The organism is Myroides sp. (assembly GCF_032073645.1).
Taxonomy (GTDB): Bacteria; Bacteroidota; Bacteroidia; order Flavobacteriales; family Flavobacteriaceae; genus Flavobacterium; species Flavobacterium odoratimimum.
In genome coordinates this window covers 22,593-38,426 of the sequence record NZ_DAMANB010000018.1, presented here as the reverse complement: position 1 = coordinate 38,426, position 15,834 = coordinate 22,593, and the positions used below count along the sequence as shown (strand labels likewise).

Sequence of the window (15,834 nt, the reverse complement as noted above, 5' to 3'; positions counted from 1 at the left end):
AACAACTCTTATTAATAATAGTTAAAAAACAACTCTACTGAGCGAATTTAAATTATTCAATTATCATATTGCACTACTTTTTATTGCATTTTAGTTAATTAAAATCACTAAAAACAAGCACTTTGTCTATTCATAATTGATTATTTTATTTTTATATACATCTTAATTCTGTAAATTACCCCTACCAAAAACTAATTTAATAAAGAATGAAAGATTTGTATAAACAAATCGGTGAATTACTCATCGATCAGAATTACGATGCCTTACATGATCTAAAAATCGAAAAGCCAGAGTACTTTAACTGGGTACAAGAAGTGTATGAAGATATACACGTAAAAGAGACACCTGAGAAGACTGCCCTATTATGGACAGATGGAGAGGTGACTCATCACTACACCTTTCAGACCTTACATGACAGGTATAACCAATTGATTAACTTTTTGCGTTCTAAAGGGATTCAAAAAGATGATGTGATTCTAACACAAATGATGCTACAACGCATTAACTGGGTAACGCATTTAGCTACAATAAAAGCGGGATATCGATTATCACCTGCTGCAAGTATACTAGGTGTAAAAGATCTAGTATACAGATTCCAAAAGATAGCTCCTAAAGTAATACTAGCTGATAGTGACAATGTAGAAAAGATAGATCAAGCAGAGAAAGAATCTGGTATAGTGATCCCTGTAAAGATTATCGTAGATGGACAAAGAGAAGGTTGGTACCCACTGACTGTACTAGATGAACAGAGCAAAGAGGCAAAAGGTGAAATGACTAAACCTGATGATACCCTATTTATGTTCTTTACCTCTGGTACTACTGGAATGCCTAAGATAGTATGCCATACTCAGTTAAGTCAACCTCTTGGGCACCTTACTACTACCTCTTGGATAGGACTTACTCGCAATGATATTCACTATAATATCTCACAACCTGGGTGGGCTAAATTTGCTTGGAGTAGTCTGTTCGCACCTTGGAATGTGGGCGCTACAATATTTGCTTTTGCTACAAAAGAACGCTTCAATGCTGCTAAAACACTAGAGATGATAGAGAAACACGAGGTGACATCTTTATGTGCTCCTCCTACTGTACTGCGTTTCTTTATACAAGAGGATCTGAAGAAATACAACTTTAGCCTAAAGAAATGTGTAGCAGCTGGTGAACCTCTAAACCCTGAGATCATTGAGGAATGGAAAGAAGGAACTGGGTTAGTCGTTAGAGATGGTTTTGGTCAAACAGAAAGTACTTGTATGATCGCTAACTATCCTAATGCTAAGCTAAAATATGGTTCTATGGGTAAACCTACTTTCTTATACGACATTGTCATTGCGGATGATGATGGAAAAGAAGTAGCGATCAATGAGGAAGGGAATATCTGTGTAAGAACAGGTACAGGACAGCTAAACGGGATATTTAAAGAATACTTATACGACAAAGTAAAACAGAGTGAAGTATTTAAACATGGATTATACTACACAGGCGACAAGGCATATAAAGATGAAGATGGTTATATCTGGTTTATCGGTAGAGATGACGATGTGATCAAGGCTTCTGATTACCGCATCGGCCCATTCGAAGTAGAAAGTGTATTATTAGAACATCATGATGTAGTAGAATCTGCTGTAGTAGCGAGTCCTCATCCAGTAAAAGGATTTGAAGTAAAAGCGTTTATTATCTTAAATGACCATACTAAAGCATCTGCAACATTAGCACAAGAACTATTTAAATACTCTCGTGAACATCTAGCACCTTATAAGATGCCTCGTAAGATAGAGTTCGTGACAGAGTTACCAAAGACTATTAGTGGTAAAATAAAGCGTGTAGAACTAAGAGCCTTACAAGCTGAAAGAATTGCCAAAAAACAAAATGTCGAACTAGAGTTTGACTACGTAAAATAAGAAAAGAGAAAAGGGCTGCCAGATATCTGACAGCCCTCTCTAATTATAAATAAAAAACTTACTATTCTAACGTAAAACTAATAGACACATTAGACACTACTTCTAATTCTCCTAAAGCGATAGTTTGTTCTCCGAAGTCTGCTGATGCTTTCATCATTGCCATCGGTCTAACGATAATAGGTGTAGATGCACTACTGTCAGATACTAAAATAGCTTTACCTACTTTTTGCCCTAATGCATTTGCATAATCAGTAGCTTTTTGTTTTGCTTCTTTTACTGCTAGTGTACGAGCTTCTGCTTCATACATTGCTGTCTTAGAAGACTGGAAGTCTACTCCATCGATTCTATTCACTCCAGACTCTGTAAGTCCTACCATTAACTTCTCATATTTAGAGATATCTGTCAATGTAATAGATAAAGTCTGAGATGCTGTAAAATAATCTTTCTTCTCTTCATAGTCTCTAGATTTATAAAGGCTCACACGTTCTGTCTGCATGTCTTTATCTTCTATTTTCATCGACTTTATATATTTGATAATAGTTGCGATAGCTTTATCATTTGCTTTTTTAGCATCTGCTGCTAAATTAGCTTTATTCTCTACTCCTACTCTAATGACTACTTTATCTGGTGTAACATTTACCTTTCCTACTCCATTTACTTGAATCTGTGGAACAACTACACCGTTGTTATTTTGAGCTACGATAGCTGTTGTTGTCATTAATAATGACGCGAACATAATTGACATTTTTTTCATTTGTGACTTTCTTTTTGCTTTGTTATATTACAAATGTATCTAAAAAACATACTGTAAATAGTACCAAGGTCATAAATAATTGCCAAAAAAAGTCTATTGAATCCTTTTGCTTCGATACATTCCCACTAAAATCAGTACAGGGATTAGCAATATTGCTATTAATTTAAATTCTGTTTGGATCAAGATAGGGTACTTTAATACAATCAATATTAAACCTGCTAATGCTCCTCCAATATGTGCTGTATGGCCAATACCATCACTATTCTTCTTCATTCCATAAAGTGAGTACAGTAAATACCCTACTGCAAATATATAAGCAGGAATAGGAATCGGTATAAAGAACATATACAGACTCATAGAAGGATTAAGCATAATAGACGCATATAATACTCCCATAATAGCTCCTGATGCCCCTACTGCTCTGTAATGAGGTTGGTTCTTATAAAACTGATAGGTCAATATATTTCCTACCAATAAACTTGCAACATAAACTATCAAGAAGTATAATACTCCTGAAACATGGATAATAATATCTGCAAAAAAATACAGGGTCAACATATTAAATGCGAAGTGCATCCAGTCAACGTGTAAGAAACCTGATGTTATGAAACGATAGCGCTCTCCTCTATTAATTTGATTAATATCAAAGCAATACTTATTAAAAAAGCTAAAATCATTTAGCCCTTTGTAAGTAACAAGTCCATTTAACCCCAAAAGAATTAGGGTAACCGTAGATATATCCATATAAAAATATTTGGTTAAAAATAAAGAATTGTTCGCTACTCGCCTATTAAATTTGTGTTAGATTATGGTATTAAACTATCTTTGCACAAAATCAAACAGAATGAATTTCCTTATATATATAATTGTTTACCCTATAATATGGCTAATCTCTAAGATGCCTTTCCCTATATTTTACTTTATCTCGGATATCTTCTATGTATTGTTATATAAAGTTGTCGGATACAGAAAGAAAACAGTGAGAGAGAATATTAGAATGACTATGCCTCACCTCTCTGAAAAGGAGGTTCAAAAAGTAGAGAAAGAATCCTTTAGACATTTATGTGATATCTTCTTAGAAATGATCAAAACATTTACTATCTCTGAAGAAGAACTTAAAAAGAGATTTACCTTTACGAATTTAGATACTGTCTTAGAAGTAGAGAAACAAGGAAAGAGTGTCATGCTATTCTGTGCACATTATGCTAACTGGGAGTGGATCATCATCTTAGATCGCTTTATTCAATTCCAAGGTTATGCTGTCTATAAGAGAATTGCAAATCCTTACTTCGATAAGTTAATTAAGAAGATTCGTTCTCGCTTTAACACCGTACTTGTCGAAATGAAGGAAACCATCAAGGTAATCAGACAAAATGAAGTGAATAAAAACCATGGTGTCTATGCTTTTATTAGTGATCAATCTCCTATGGTGAGTAAAGCCAATTGTTGGCAAGACTTTATGGGGATAGAAGTTCCCGTATTTACAGGAGGAGAAGCACTCTGTAAGAAATTCGATATGGTACCTATGTATCTTAAAGTAGAATATGTTAAACGCGGGCATTATAAGACAACTTTTGTTCCTTTATTAAAAGAAGGAGAAGCACTAGAGGATGTTCCTAATTATGAATTGACTCATCGATTCTTAGGTGAATTAGAGAAGCAAATTATAGAAGCGCCTTCATACTACTTCTGGACACATAAGCGATGGAAACACCAAGGCAAAAAACCTGCTAATATCAAATAGTAATATCATTAAATCCTTTCTAATCAGAAAGGATTTTTTATTTACAATAAAAGTAAGTCCACATCGCTAATATCATTGTAAATTATTACATTAGCACATTATAAGTATTCTAATTTTTTATGAAATACATCAAATTATTAATTAAGATAATCTTAATTTCAATCTCTACTTTAGGGATATGTGTTATTATTTACTTTTTAGCGGCAAGAGGGCTTTCTAATATTACTGTAAATGAAGTACAAGAAGAACCTCAAGAATTCACCATGTACCTTACCACTAATGGTATGCATACAGACTTCGTGTTTCCTGTTAAATCAGATTTAATTGATTGGAGTAAAGAGCTAAAATTCGAACATACAAAAGGACAACGTAGAAACTTCGCTTATATCGCATTAGGTTGGGGAGATAAAGGATTCTTTTTAGACGTAGAGGATTGGGATAACGTAAAACCAGGTATAGCTATCAATGCTGTCTTTGGGTTAGGAACTACTGCAATACACTCTACTTACTTATCTAATATAGAACTAGACGAAAATACAAGAGAGGTGAAATTATCCAAACAACAGTACCAGATACTCATCGATTACATCGTATCTTCGTTTAAACGAGATACAGATAACAATATAATTAATATCAAAACTGATAAAGCATACGGATTAAACGATTCTTTTTATGAAGGAGAAGGAAAGTATAGCTTCTTATATACATGCAATACTTGGGCTAATTCTGGTCTAAAAAAAGCTAAGATGAAAGCTTGCTTATGGACTCCCTTCCAAGAAGGTATCTTTAGAAAATATAATTTGTAAACATCTTTTATATCGGAATGAGGATTTCCGTATAGTTTTATTATAAAGGTGTAGTACCTTTATTCATGCGCTAGGTAAGTGATTCTGTACTAAGTATACTACTATACAGAATTCAATAAATACTTATTATACAAATAAAGGGAACCGATTTGGTTCCCTTTGTTATTTGCTATAATTCTATAGTTATATTCCAGCAATCACTTTTAACTCGTCTATCATACGCAAAGCTAAACTGTCTGCATCTTCTTGTGTTCCTGCTTCCGTATATATACGAATAATAGGCTCTGTATTAGACTTTCTTAGATGTACCCATGACGAAGGGAAGTCTATCTTCACACCATCAACTGTAGATACTTCTTGATTTTTATAATTTTCAGCGATCTGTTCTAAGATCATATCTACATTTAACTTAGGCGTAAGTTCTATCTTATTCTTACTCATATAATACTGAGGATAAGAAGCTCTTAACTCTGCTACAGTCATATCTAAGTTAGACAAATGTGTTAAGAATAAAGCTACACCTACGATAGAATCACGTCCATAATGTGTCTCTGGATAAATGATACCTCCATTACCTTCTCCTCCGATTATTGCATTAGTAGCCTTCATCATTTCTACTACATTTACTTCTCCTACAGCTGATGCATTATAAGTACCTCCATGTTTCTGAGTAATATCTCTTAATGCACGTGATGATGATAAGTTAGACACTGTGTTACCAGGTGTTTTACTTAATACATAATCTGCTACTGCTACTAAAGTGTACTCTTCTCCAAACATTTCGCCATCATTAGAAATAAAAGCTAAACGATCAACATCTGGATCAACTACTACACCGAAGTCTGCATTCTCTTTTTTCACTAAGGCACAGATATCACCTAAGTGCTCTTTTAGAGGTTCTGGATTATGAGGGAAGTGTCCTGTTGGATCACAATAAAGCTCTACTACCTCTACTCCTAATTTTCTCAATAAAGCAGGAATAATAATTCCTCCAGATGAGTTAACAGCATCTACTACTACCTTAAACTTACGTTTCTTAATAGCTTCAACATCTACTAACTTTAGTTTTAATATCTCCTCTATATGGATGTCCATATAGTTATCTTTATGTTCTATAGTCCCTAAACTATCTACATCTGCAAAATCAAATGCATCTTTCTCAGCAATTTCTAAAATGATTTGCCCTTCAGCACCACTTAGAAACTCTCCTTTACTGTTCAATAATTTTAGAGCATTCCATTGTTTTGGGTTATGAGAAGCAGTTAAGATAATACCTCCATCTGCTTGCTCTAATGGAACAGCTATCTCTACAGTAGGCGTAGTAGATAAACCTAAGTCTATTACATGAATACCTAACCCAACTAAAGTATTTACTACCAAATTATGAATCATAGGTCCTGAGATACGAGCATCTCTACCAATCACTACTTTTAAACTTTCTTTATTTGAGTTGTTTTTAAGGAATGTTCCATAAGCTGATGCAAATTTCACTGCATCAATTGGAGTAAGATTATCCCCTACTTTTCCTCCTATAGTACCACGTATACCAGATATAGATTTAATCAATGTCATAATTACATATTTTTTATTAACACAAAGATATAGAATTATAGGTGGGACAGCCTGAACAATTTTGTAAAATACCGTATTTTTATAGTCAAAATGAGATTATGAACTTCTTAGCCCATATATACCTCTCTGGGGATGACACTTTACTTAAAATAGGAAACTTTGTAGCGGATAGTATTCGAGGAAAAGACTACATCAATTATCCTACTAAAATTCAACAAGGTGTAATCTTACATCGAGAAATAGATACTTATACAGATGCTCATGAAATCTGGAGAAAAAGTAAAAAACTTATTGTACCCCAATACAACCATTACGCCGCTGTTCTAATAGATATGTACTACGATCACTTTCTAGCTAAAAATTGGAATCAATACAGTTCTATCCCATTAGAAGAATATGCTCAACGTTTCTATACCGAATTACAAGAGAACTTTACTGCCCTACCTGTTAAGGTTCAAAACTTCTTACATATTATGCTTGAAGAAAATTGGCTTGTAAAATATCGTTCTATAGAAGGGTTAAGATATATACTGACACAAATGGATCGTAGAACGAAAGGAGTCTCTAAGATGTCTTTTGCTACAACAGAACTAGTAGAACATTATGATACATTCGAAGAGCATTTCTCTACTTTCTTTACAGAATTACAAAAACATTTAATTGATTTTAAAAAAACAGAGCGTTACTTATTAAAATAATATCTTATCTTATATCTTTCTATTATCACGAATAACAAAACTAGATAATTATTACCAAAAGGGTTTTCTTTTACATTATTTTTGCAATATGAAAATTATAAATCCCAAGAAAATAAAGTACTACGCTGGTCAAGTGTTTAAGTATGCTGAAGGAATACTATTCTTCCTGAAGTCTATCTTAAGCAATAGGCAATTTTTATATTTCTCTTGTGTCTTAGTAGGGGCATCGTCTGCTATCGCTGTTACAGTTTTGAAGTACTTTGCTCACAATGTATTTAAACTTGCTACCTATATAGACAACATCTCTCATCTGCCTTATATGAACAGTATTCTACCTATTATAGGTATTTTACTTACCGTATTCGTTGTTAGAAAATTTCTAAATGGATCTATTGAGAAAGGTACATATCAGATCATGATTGCTGTTGCTAAGAAGTCTGGTATTATGCCACGTAAGCAGATGTACTCACAGATTATCACAAGTTCTTTGACTGTAGGTATGGGAGGTTCGTTAGGTCTTGAATCTCCAATTGCTATTACAGGGGCTGCTTTTGGTTCTAATTATGCTCAGAACTATAAGCTTAATTACAAAGATCGAATACTATTATTAGGTTGTGGTGTAGCTGCTGGAGTATCAGCTGCTTTTAATGCGCCGATAGCTGGTGTTCTTTTTGCTATAGAAATTATCTTAGTTGATGTTTCTGTATCTGCTTTTATACCTATTATGATTTCTGCTGCTACAGGTACTATTGTAACGAACTTAATTATCAAAGAAGACATTTTACTTTCTTTTAAAAATCAGTTGGTATTTGATACAGGTAACACAGCTTACTATATTTTACTAGGTATTTTATCTGGTTTCTTTTGTGTATATCATGCTAGAATGTTCCGAAAGACAGAACACTATATATCAAGTATGAAGTTTGGTGCTTATAAGAAAGCATTAATAGGGGCTTCTATGTTAGCAGTCTTAATTTTTCTCTTTCCTACACTTTTTGGTGAGGGATATGAAAGCATTAAAATACTAACTAGTGATGCGCCTCAGTCTATTCTAAATAATACTTTGTTAGCTGATTTTTCTAATAAACAATGGGTATTATTACTCTTTGTTGGAGGGGCAGCATTAGTAAAAACTTATGCTGTAGGATTAACAATGGGAAGTGGAGGAAATGGAGGTAACTTCGCTCCTTCTCTATTCGTAGGTTCTTATCTTGGTTTTACTCTAGCCAAACTATTACAGTTATTAGGTATAAAGGAGATTCCTGTTCAAAACTTCACGGTAGTAGGAATGGCAGCTGTAATCAGTGGATTGTTTCATGCTCCTCTGACAGGTATTTTCTTAATTGCAGAAATAACAGGAGGATATGGATTAATGGTTCCTCTATTAATCGTATCATCTATTAGCTTTGCAATCTCTAAGCACATGGAAAAATACTCTATGGATATTAAATCTATAGCTACAACGGGGATGGTCTTCACTTCTGATAAAGATTCTAATATATTATCAACTATAATAGCAAGTGATTATATTAAAAATGATATTAAGACTTTAACACCACAACACACTACCGCAGCTGTTGTAGATATTTTTGCAAATACTAAACAGACCTTTATTCCTATACTAGATAGTGAACAAAAAATCATTGGTATCGTTAACCTTGATAGTGTAAGACCTATTATATTCAGTGAGTTTCAAACCAAATTCACACCTATTAAAGACCTAATAGAAACACCTATAATTGTATCTAAAAACGATTCTTCTAAAATCATTATGCAGACTTTAGAAACTAACAACTTAGAATTTGTACTAGTACAAGAAAACAAAAAATATATAGGATATCTAATTAAAGCAGAATTACTTAAAGCATATCGTATCAACCTAAAGTCACTGTTATTAGAATAAAAAAGGGGCTGTCTCATTGCAAAAAGAGACAGCCCTCTTTGTTCTGATATTTTAGATATTGTTTTAGGGGATTTTTTTTGAAATATTGCAACCTTAGAGGATTGAAAAAAACATTTCGGAAAAAAAAGGGTAAAAAGAGTCTTTTTAGGCAGCTCTCTTTCTGATATTTTGTGCAATTGCCAATAATCCCCATTCTATTGCGACTTTTTCCTTACCACGAAGCATAAATCGGCGGAACCCATGGTTCTGTTTAATATTTCCGAAAACTGTTTCTACATCGTGACACCTTTGTTTACGCTTGTCAATACCTTCTTTTGTAGTGAGTAATTTACTTGCTTGTTTTCGGTGTCGTTGTAATTCAAAGTTTATCTCTATAGTCCGATTGCCTTTTGCTTTATGACACACACCATTTAAAGGACAACCTTGACAATTTTTAGCTTGATACTGCCTTAATGTTTGGATAAAGCCTGTAGTTGTAGTTTTTGTTGTATCTCCAATATAGTGCATTTTTTGTCCCATAGGACATACAAAATAATCACCTTTGTGTTGGTAAAACAATTTATCTGTTGTAAAAGGCTTTGTACTTTGCTTAGCATTCTTTCTTGGTTTTTTTTCTACTTGTTCCTGCTCTTGATCAAAAGTGTTATACTTCACAAAAGCTTTAATTTCTTCCCCCTCTAAATAGGTGTAATTTTCTTGACTACCATACCCTGCATCTGCTATAACAGACTTTGGATATACTCCATAATTCTCTTTGAATTTTTCTAAGTGAGGTATTAATGTAGTTGTATCAGTTGGGTTTGAATGTATACTATAGGCTAGGATATATTGATTGTTGGTTGATATTTGAACATTGTAGCCTGCTTTTAGAAAACCACTATTCATATGATCTTCCTTCATACGCATAAAAGTAGCATCCTTATCTGTTTTAGAATAAGAATTACGATCTTCTAATATAGCTTCATGCTCTTGGTACTCTTGAATTTTTGTAGGATACTCTTTAGTAATATACTTCAGTTTATTCTTTACTTTCTGATCAACATCTGGATTGTCTTTTAGCGCTGCATTTAATGTATCAATGGCTTGAGAGATAGCTTCTGTATCTATTTTCTTAAAATCTGGAGGAGGTGGAAGTTCACTTTCTTGTCTAGCAATAGAGTCTGCATACCCCCATATCTCTAGGATTTGTTGAACCATCTTTTCTTTATAATTTGAAATAGCTTTCTTCCAAACAAAGGTGAATTTATTAGCATTGGCTTCGATTTTAGTTCCATCAATATAAGCCTCTTCAATACTGATAAAACCTTCGGCTATAAATAATTCAACAATCTGAGTAAAGATCTGCTCTATATAACCCTTAAGTTTTGAAGAGCGAAAACGATTAATTGTATTGTGGTCTGGGTAAGACATACCACTCAGCCACATATAATGAACATTCTCTAAGCAAGCCTGCTCAAGCTTGCGACTACTGTATACATTGTTTAGGTAACCATAGATTAAAACTTTTAGCAACATCTTAGGATGATAACTGATACCACCACATTTAGAGTAGCTATCATATAAGCTTTCTAAGTCTAACTTATCTATTACTGTATTAATAATACGTACAGGATGTAATTTAGGAATAAAATCATCTAAGGAATGAGGAATCAAGCTCATTTGATTCTGAGCGTAGTATTTAAATCTAGGGGATTGTTTTGCCATAAACACATTGATTTAAGATTTAAAAATACTGATAATCAACGAAATAAACAAATTTTAAAAGTATAGATATACCAAATATTGAATAAAAAAGAGGCTGTCTTTATGAGACAGCCCCTTTTTATTTTAAGTATGTATTTTTTTTTGTTTCACAAATTTTGAAATAGAACAACAAAACAACAAAACCAAATCCCTTTTTAAGTAGCCAGCTCAAAAGAAATTAAAATAAAAAATCTATTTCAGAAACAAAACACATAACTGATTGAATTACTTCGCCTTTGTAATTCTCTAACAAAGATAAAATAATATTGTATAGTAAAAAGAGAGATCCTTTGTTTTTAACAACTATTATCCCAAATAGATACTTTGCCACTATCCGTCTTCTAAATAAGCCGTTTTAAATACATTTCATAAATAAAATGAAAGTTTTGTTAAACACTCTTCAACCTTCGTTGTACAATTCTTACATTTACATAATAATGTATTTATTATCAAATATTACTATAGTTATGTATATTAAAAGGTATTTCCTTTATTGTATACATACTTTAATTCAAATTACGTTTATTCATGCAAAATGATTTCGTTAGAGAGATACTGACACAAAATGAAAGTTCACAATCATTCTTAGACAAACAAAGAATTGAAAAATTCACTGATACGTTATTTCATTTTCTATTTCAATTAGAAGATAAAAAATACTTATCAGAAGAAGCTATCAATATCCGTTTATCTACACTAAAGTTAGAGTTACTTTCTATTGTATTTAAAATTAATAATGATGTAGATAAGTCTCAAAAAATAGCTAATGACTTTTTCGAAGCTTTACCACATATTTTCTTTACACTTAAAACAGATGCGCAAGCTATTTTAGAAAATGACCCTGCAGCTACTTGTTTACAAGAAGTATACATAGCTTACCCAGGATTTTATGCGATTGCTATTTATCGTTTTGCACATCAACTACACACACAGAAAGTAGTGCTATTACCAAGAATATGGACAGAACATGCACATAGTAAGACAGGTATTGATATTCATCCTGCTGCTATCATTGGATCTCATTTCTGCATAGACCATGGAACGGGTATCGTGATAGGAGAAACTTGTGTTATTGGTCAAAACGTAAAAATATATCAAGGTGTTACTTTAGGAGCTATTTCTGTATCTAAGGACAAAGCAAATACAAGAAGACACCCATATATTGAAGATAATGTTATTATTTATTCTGGTGCAACTATATTAGGAGGTGATACTATTATAGGTCATGATACTGTAATAGGTGGTAATGTATGGTTAACCAAAAGTGTAAAGCCTAACTCTATAATGTATAGTAAAAGTAAAAGCTATTCTAAAGATCAAGAAAATTATCCTGAACCAATTAATTTCATAATTTAATTAATCAAAAAAATCTAAGAATCATGAAAATAAATAGTGTACTTGAGGCAATAGGAAATACCCCTCATATTAAAATAAACAAGTTATTTCCAAATGATATTAATGTTTGGATTAAACTAGAGAAACAAAATCCAGGAGGAAGTTTAAAAGACCGTATTGCCTTAGCTATGATTGAAGATGCTGAAGCAAAAGGGTTAATCAATAAAGACACTACTATTATAGAGCCTACTTCAGGAAACACTGGAGTTGGTCTAGCTATGACATGTGCTGTTAAAGGTTATAAATTAATCCTAGTAATGCCTGAGTCAATGAGTATCGAACGCAGAAAGCTTATGGCTGCTTATGGAGCTAAATTTGTCCTAACGCCAAAAGAATTAGGAACATCTGGTTCTGTATCTAAAGCAACTGAACTAGCAGAAGAAATGGAGAACGCATGGGTACCTCAACAGTTTAACAACTTAGCAAACCCAGAAGTACACCGTAAAACAACTGCTCTAGAAATCATCAATGACTTCCCTGAAGGTATTGACTATCTAATCACTGGAGTAGGAACAGGTGGACACATCACTGGAGTAGCAGAAGAGTTAAAAAAAGTTTTTCCTAAATTAAAAGTGTTTGCTGTAGAACCTGAAAACTCTCCTGTCTTAAGTGGAGGAAAACCAGGTCCACACCCATTACAAGGTATTGGTGCAGGATTTATACCTAAAGTAGTGAATACAGATATCTTTGATGGTATTATCACTATAGGTAAAGAAGAAGCGTATGCTTATACTAATAAAATTGCTAGTCAAGAAGGTATTTTGGCTGGTATTTCTACAGGTACATCTTTAGCTGCTATTGCTAAAAAATTACCAGAAATAGAAAAAGGAGCTACTATTTTAACCTTCAACTATGATACAGGAGAAAGATATTGGTCTGTTTCTGAATTATTTGATGAAAAAGCAGCAGAAATAAAGTAATTATTATTCATACGATCTATATCAAGGGAGTTTAATCATAAACTCCCTTTTTGTTTTTCGTTTCTGTTTATTTAACAATTTTTAAAGAAGGCTAACTAAGCTGTATTCCTCTAACTGTAGCTCTCTTCCAGATTATTATTGTATTTTTGTGCTTGTAACAGAAAATAATAAAACACATGCTTAAAAGATCTTTTCTAATAGCAGCTTTAGCTTTTACAGCTTTAACTGCATGTAAGTCAGTACCACAAGGAACAACTACAACATCAGAAAACGCCTTAAACAACATTGAAGTAAATGGAAAGTTATACTCAGCTGTATTTCAACAAAATGCTGCTGAATATCAAGCATTAGCTGCTCAGGCTTTCAATATTGCTACATTGCAACTAGATCGCATTCTTACAGAACAACACAATAAGCCTCTTGCTATTGTTACTGACATCGACGAAACTTTCTTAGACAACTCTCCTTATGCTGTACAAATGGCTAGAGAAGGTAAATCTTATGACCAAGCAACTTGGACAGAATGGACTTCTAAAGGAGAAGCTCTTCCTCTATTAGGAAGTTTAGAGTTCTTTAACTATGCTAAGTCTAAAGGTGTAGAAGTATTCTATATCACAAATAGAAACCAGAATGACAAACCTGGTACTATGAAAAACTTAGTAAAGTATAACTATCCTTATGCAGATGATACACACGTTATCGTTAGAACTGCTGAGTCTAGTAAAGAGGCAAGACGCCAAAAATTAAGCGAAACTCACGAAATCGTAATGCTTTTAGGAGATAACTTATCTGACTTCTCTACGCTTTGGGATAAAAAGACTCAAGAAGAGAGAATCGAAAATGTAAAAAACAATAGAGAGCAATTTGGTAAGAAATTTATTGTTTTACCAAATACAGGTTATGGAGATTGGGAAGCGGCATTATTCCAATACAGAAAAGACCTTTCTAAAGAGGACAAAGATAAAATCTACGACAAAAGCGTAAAAGGTTTTAAATAATAACAAAAAACTAACAACTTAATATCAATGAAAAAATTAATGGCTTTAGTACTTTTCGTAAGTGCTACTCTATCTTTCACAGCATGTTCTAACGATGACAATGCTCCTATTAGATCTGAGATAAATGCTGAAGGAACATGGTATGCAGATAAATTATCTTATACTTATGGGACAACAGAAATGACTCATAACTATACTGAAATGCCTGGTGAAAATGCCGTATATCAAACAGATAAACTAGTCATTATTAATAATAAAGTTACACTTACAGAATATTTTAAAAATGTTTCTGAACCTGTAGTTACAACAGGTACGGTTAAAAACAATATAATTACTTTTGATAAAGAAGGATATGCTCCTCGTCAAATCAATGGTATTGTTAATGGGCAATTATCACTTACCTATAATTACACAATGAGAGGTGCAACATTACCTGTAACTGTTACTTATGGTAATTCTAACCCTACTCAATACATTGGTACTTGGATTTCTCACGAATTGTCTTATACTTATGGAACAACAGAAATGATTCATAACTATACCGATATGCCTGGTGATAATGCAGTAAATCAACCTGATAATTTAGTATTAACAGAAAATACTGCTGTTCTTACTGAATACTTCAAAAACAAAAAAGAACCTGTTATTACTAAAGGAACAATTAAAGGTAATATCATTACTTTCGAAAAAGAGAATTATACTCCACGTAAGATTAATGGTATTGTTAAAGGTCAATTATCTCTTACTTATGACTATACAATGAGAGGTTCAACATTACCTGTAACTGTCACTTACACTTCAAATAAATAAACTAATATTAGTTAATACACTAAGCCTCATAATTAATTTTATGGGGCTTTATATTTTATTACAACATTCAATTCATTTTTTTTATATATTTCCACACAAATAACAAACCATCATAAACTAATGAAAAAACTATTATCTATCAGTTGTTTCCTTTTAACTACAATTCTATTCACTAGCTGTAGTAATGACAGTGGAATCACAGTAAAAACTTATTTTGGAAAATGGGAATCTAACACTATCAGATTAAAAGATGGTAGTACAGTTAAATACACTGAAATCGGTACATTTAATAAAAATGAAGAACTAGAGGTTTTCACAGATCAACTTGAATCAGTCAAATTAGTTCAATATTATAGTAATGAAATAAAACCTAAAGTTAAGTTAGGTAACGTTTCTGATGATTTTATTGTTTTTGAAAGTGTTAATGACAAAAGACAAATTGTCAAAGTAGAACAAAACGAGCTCTCTTTAGTAACTAGGGTAAGTATAAATGGTCAATTAGAACTTGTTCAAATAAATTATACAAAAATAGGTCCTCCAAGAGATGAAGAACCTATAAAATAAAATTATCAGCCTATAAGACAAAGCCTCAT

Annotated in this window: 14 protein-coding genes; 10 read left to right on the top strand and 4 right to left on the bottom strand. The window is 32.7% G+C overall.

Annotation, left to right across the window (positions count from 1 at the left end; genetic code table 11):
- The first annotated feature begins 206 nt into the window (after positions 1 to 206).
- Complete coding sequence (locus RT228_RS13230; protein WP_006258452.1) at positions 207 to 1,898, top strand: acyl-CoA synthetase; 1,692 nt, start codon at positions 207 to 209, stop codon at positions 1,896 to 1,898.
- Between the two features lie 61 nt (positions 1,899 to 1,959).
- Here RT228_RS13230 and RT228_RS13225 read toward each other — a convergent pair whose 3' ends face one another.
- Together RT228_RS13225 and RT228_RS13220 are read right to left on the bottom strand one after the other, a co-directional pair.
- Positions 1,960 to 2,652, bottom strand: coding sequence for an SIMPL domain-containing protein (locus tag RT228_RS13225; RefSeq protein ID WP_006258453.1), 693 nt, complete (start codon positions 2,650 to 2,652; stop codon positions 1,960 to 1,962).
- A gap of 93 nt (positions 2,653 to 2,745) precedes the next feature.
- Entirely contained in the window at positions 2,746 to 3,396 is a 651-nt protein-coding gene (locus RT228_RS13220; RefSeq protein ID WP_006258454.1) for a rhomboid family intramembrane serine protease, read from the bottom strand.
- A 100-nt stretch (positions 3,397 to 3,496) separates the two neighbouring features.
- Between RT228_RS13220 and RT228_RS13215 the strand changes: the two genes are divergently transcribed.
- Positions 3,497 to 4,396, top strand: coding sequence for a lysophospholipid acyltransferase family protein (locus RT228_RS13215; protein ID WP_006258455.1), 900 nt, complete (start codon positions 3,497 to 3,499; stop codon positions 4,394 to 4,396).
- Between the two features lie 119 nt (positions 4,397 to 4,515).
- Entirely contained in the window at positions 4,516 to 5,202 is a 687-nt protein-coding gene (locus RT228_RS13210; protein ID WP_006258456.1) for a TIGR02117 family protein, read from the top strand.
- A 183-nt stretch (positions 5,203 to 5,385) separates the two neighbouring features.
- On the opposite strand, the gene glmM is transcribed toward RT228_RS13210, so the two are convergent.
- Positions 5,386 to 6,774: a phosphoglucosamine mutase gene (glmM, locus tag RT228_RS13205; RefSeq protein ID WP_006258457.1), complete on the bottom strand. Its 1,389-nt coding sequence runs from the start codon at positions 6,772 to 6,774 to the stop codon at positions 5,386 to 5,388.
- Positions 6,775 to 6,872: 98 nt separating this feature from the next.
- Between glmM and RT228_RS13200 the strand changes: the two genes are divergently transcribed.
- Positions 6,873 to 7,472: an ACP phosphodiesterase gene (locus RT228_RS13200; RefSeq protein ID WP_006258458.1), complete on the top strand. Its 600-nt coding sequence runs from the start codon at positions 6,873 to 6,875 to the stop codon at positions 7,470 to 7,472.
- A gap of 88 nt (positions 7,473 to 7,560) precedes the next feature.
- Positions 7,561 to 9,375, top strand: a complete 1,815-nt coding sequence (locus RT228_RS13195; RefSeq protein ID WP_006258459.1) for a chloride channel protein — start codon at positions 7,561 to 7,563, stop codon at positions 9,373 to 9,375.
- Between the two features lie 144 nt (positions 9,376 to 9,519).
- Here the strand turns inward: RT228_RS13195 and RT228_RS13190 are convergent, their stop codons facing one another.
- Positions 9,520 to 11,079 carry an IS1182 family transposase gene (locus RT228_RS13190; protein WP_006261699.1) on the bottom strand — a complete coding sequence of 520 codons (1,560 nt, stop codon included), beginning with the start codon at positions 11,077 to 11,079 and terminating at the stop codon, positions 9,520 to 9,522.
- A gap of 567 nt (positions 11,080 to 11,646) precedes the next feature.
- Here RT228_RS13190 and RT228_RS13185 point away from each other — a divergent pair.
- From RT228_RS13185 to RT228_RS13165, 5 genes are all read left to right on the top strand, one after another.
- The gene (locus RT228_RS13185; RefSeq protein ID WP_006258460.1) at positions 11,647 to 12,474 is read left to right on the top strand and encodes a serine O-acetyltransferase; all 828 of its coding nucleotides are present in this window, start codon (positions 11,647 to 11,649) and stop codon (positions 12,472 to 12,474) included.
- Between the two features lie 23 nt (positions 12,475 to 12,497).
- The gene (gene cysK / locus RT228_RS13180) at positions 12,498 to 13,433 is read left to right on the top strand and encodes a cysteine synthase A (protein ID WP_006258461.1); all 936 of its coding nucleotides are present in this window, start codon (positions 12,498 to 12,500) and stop codon (positions 13,431 to 13,433) included.
- Positions 13,434 to 13,609: 176 nt separating this feature from the next.
- Positions 13,610 to 14,431 carry a 5'-nucleotidase, lipoprotein e(P4) family gene (locus RT228_RS13175; RefSeq protein WP_006258462.1) on the top strand — a complete coding sequence of 274 codons (822 nt, stop codon included), beginning with the start codon at positions 13,610 to 13,612 and terminating at the stop codon, positions 14,429 to 14,431.
- 27 nt (positions 14,432 to 14,458) lie between these two features.
- Positions 14,459 to 15,241 carry a hypothetical protein gene (locus RT228_RS13170; RefSeq protein ID WP_016361636.1) on the top strand — a complete coding sequence of 261 codons (783 nt, stop codon included), beginning with the start codon at positions 14,459 to 14,461 and terminating at the stop codon, positions 15,239 to 15,241.
- Between the two features lie 120 nt (positions 15,242 to 15,361).
- The gene (locus tag RT228_RS13165; RefSeq protein ID WP_006258464.1) at positions 15,362 to 15,805 is read left to right on the top strand and encodes a hypothetical protein; all 444 of its coding nucleotides are present in this window, start codon (positions 15,362 to 15,364) and stop codon (positions 15,803 to 15,805) included.
- The last annotated feature ends 29 nt before the right edge of the window (positions 15,806 to 15,834 follow it).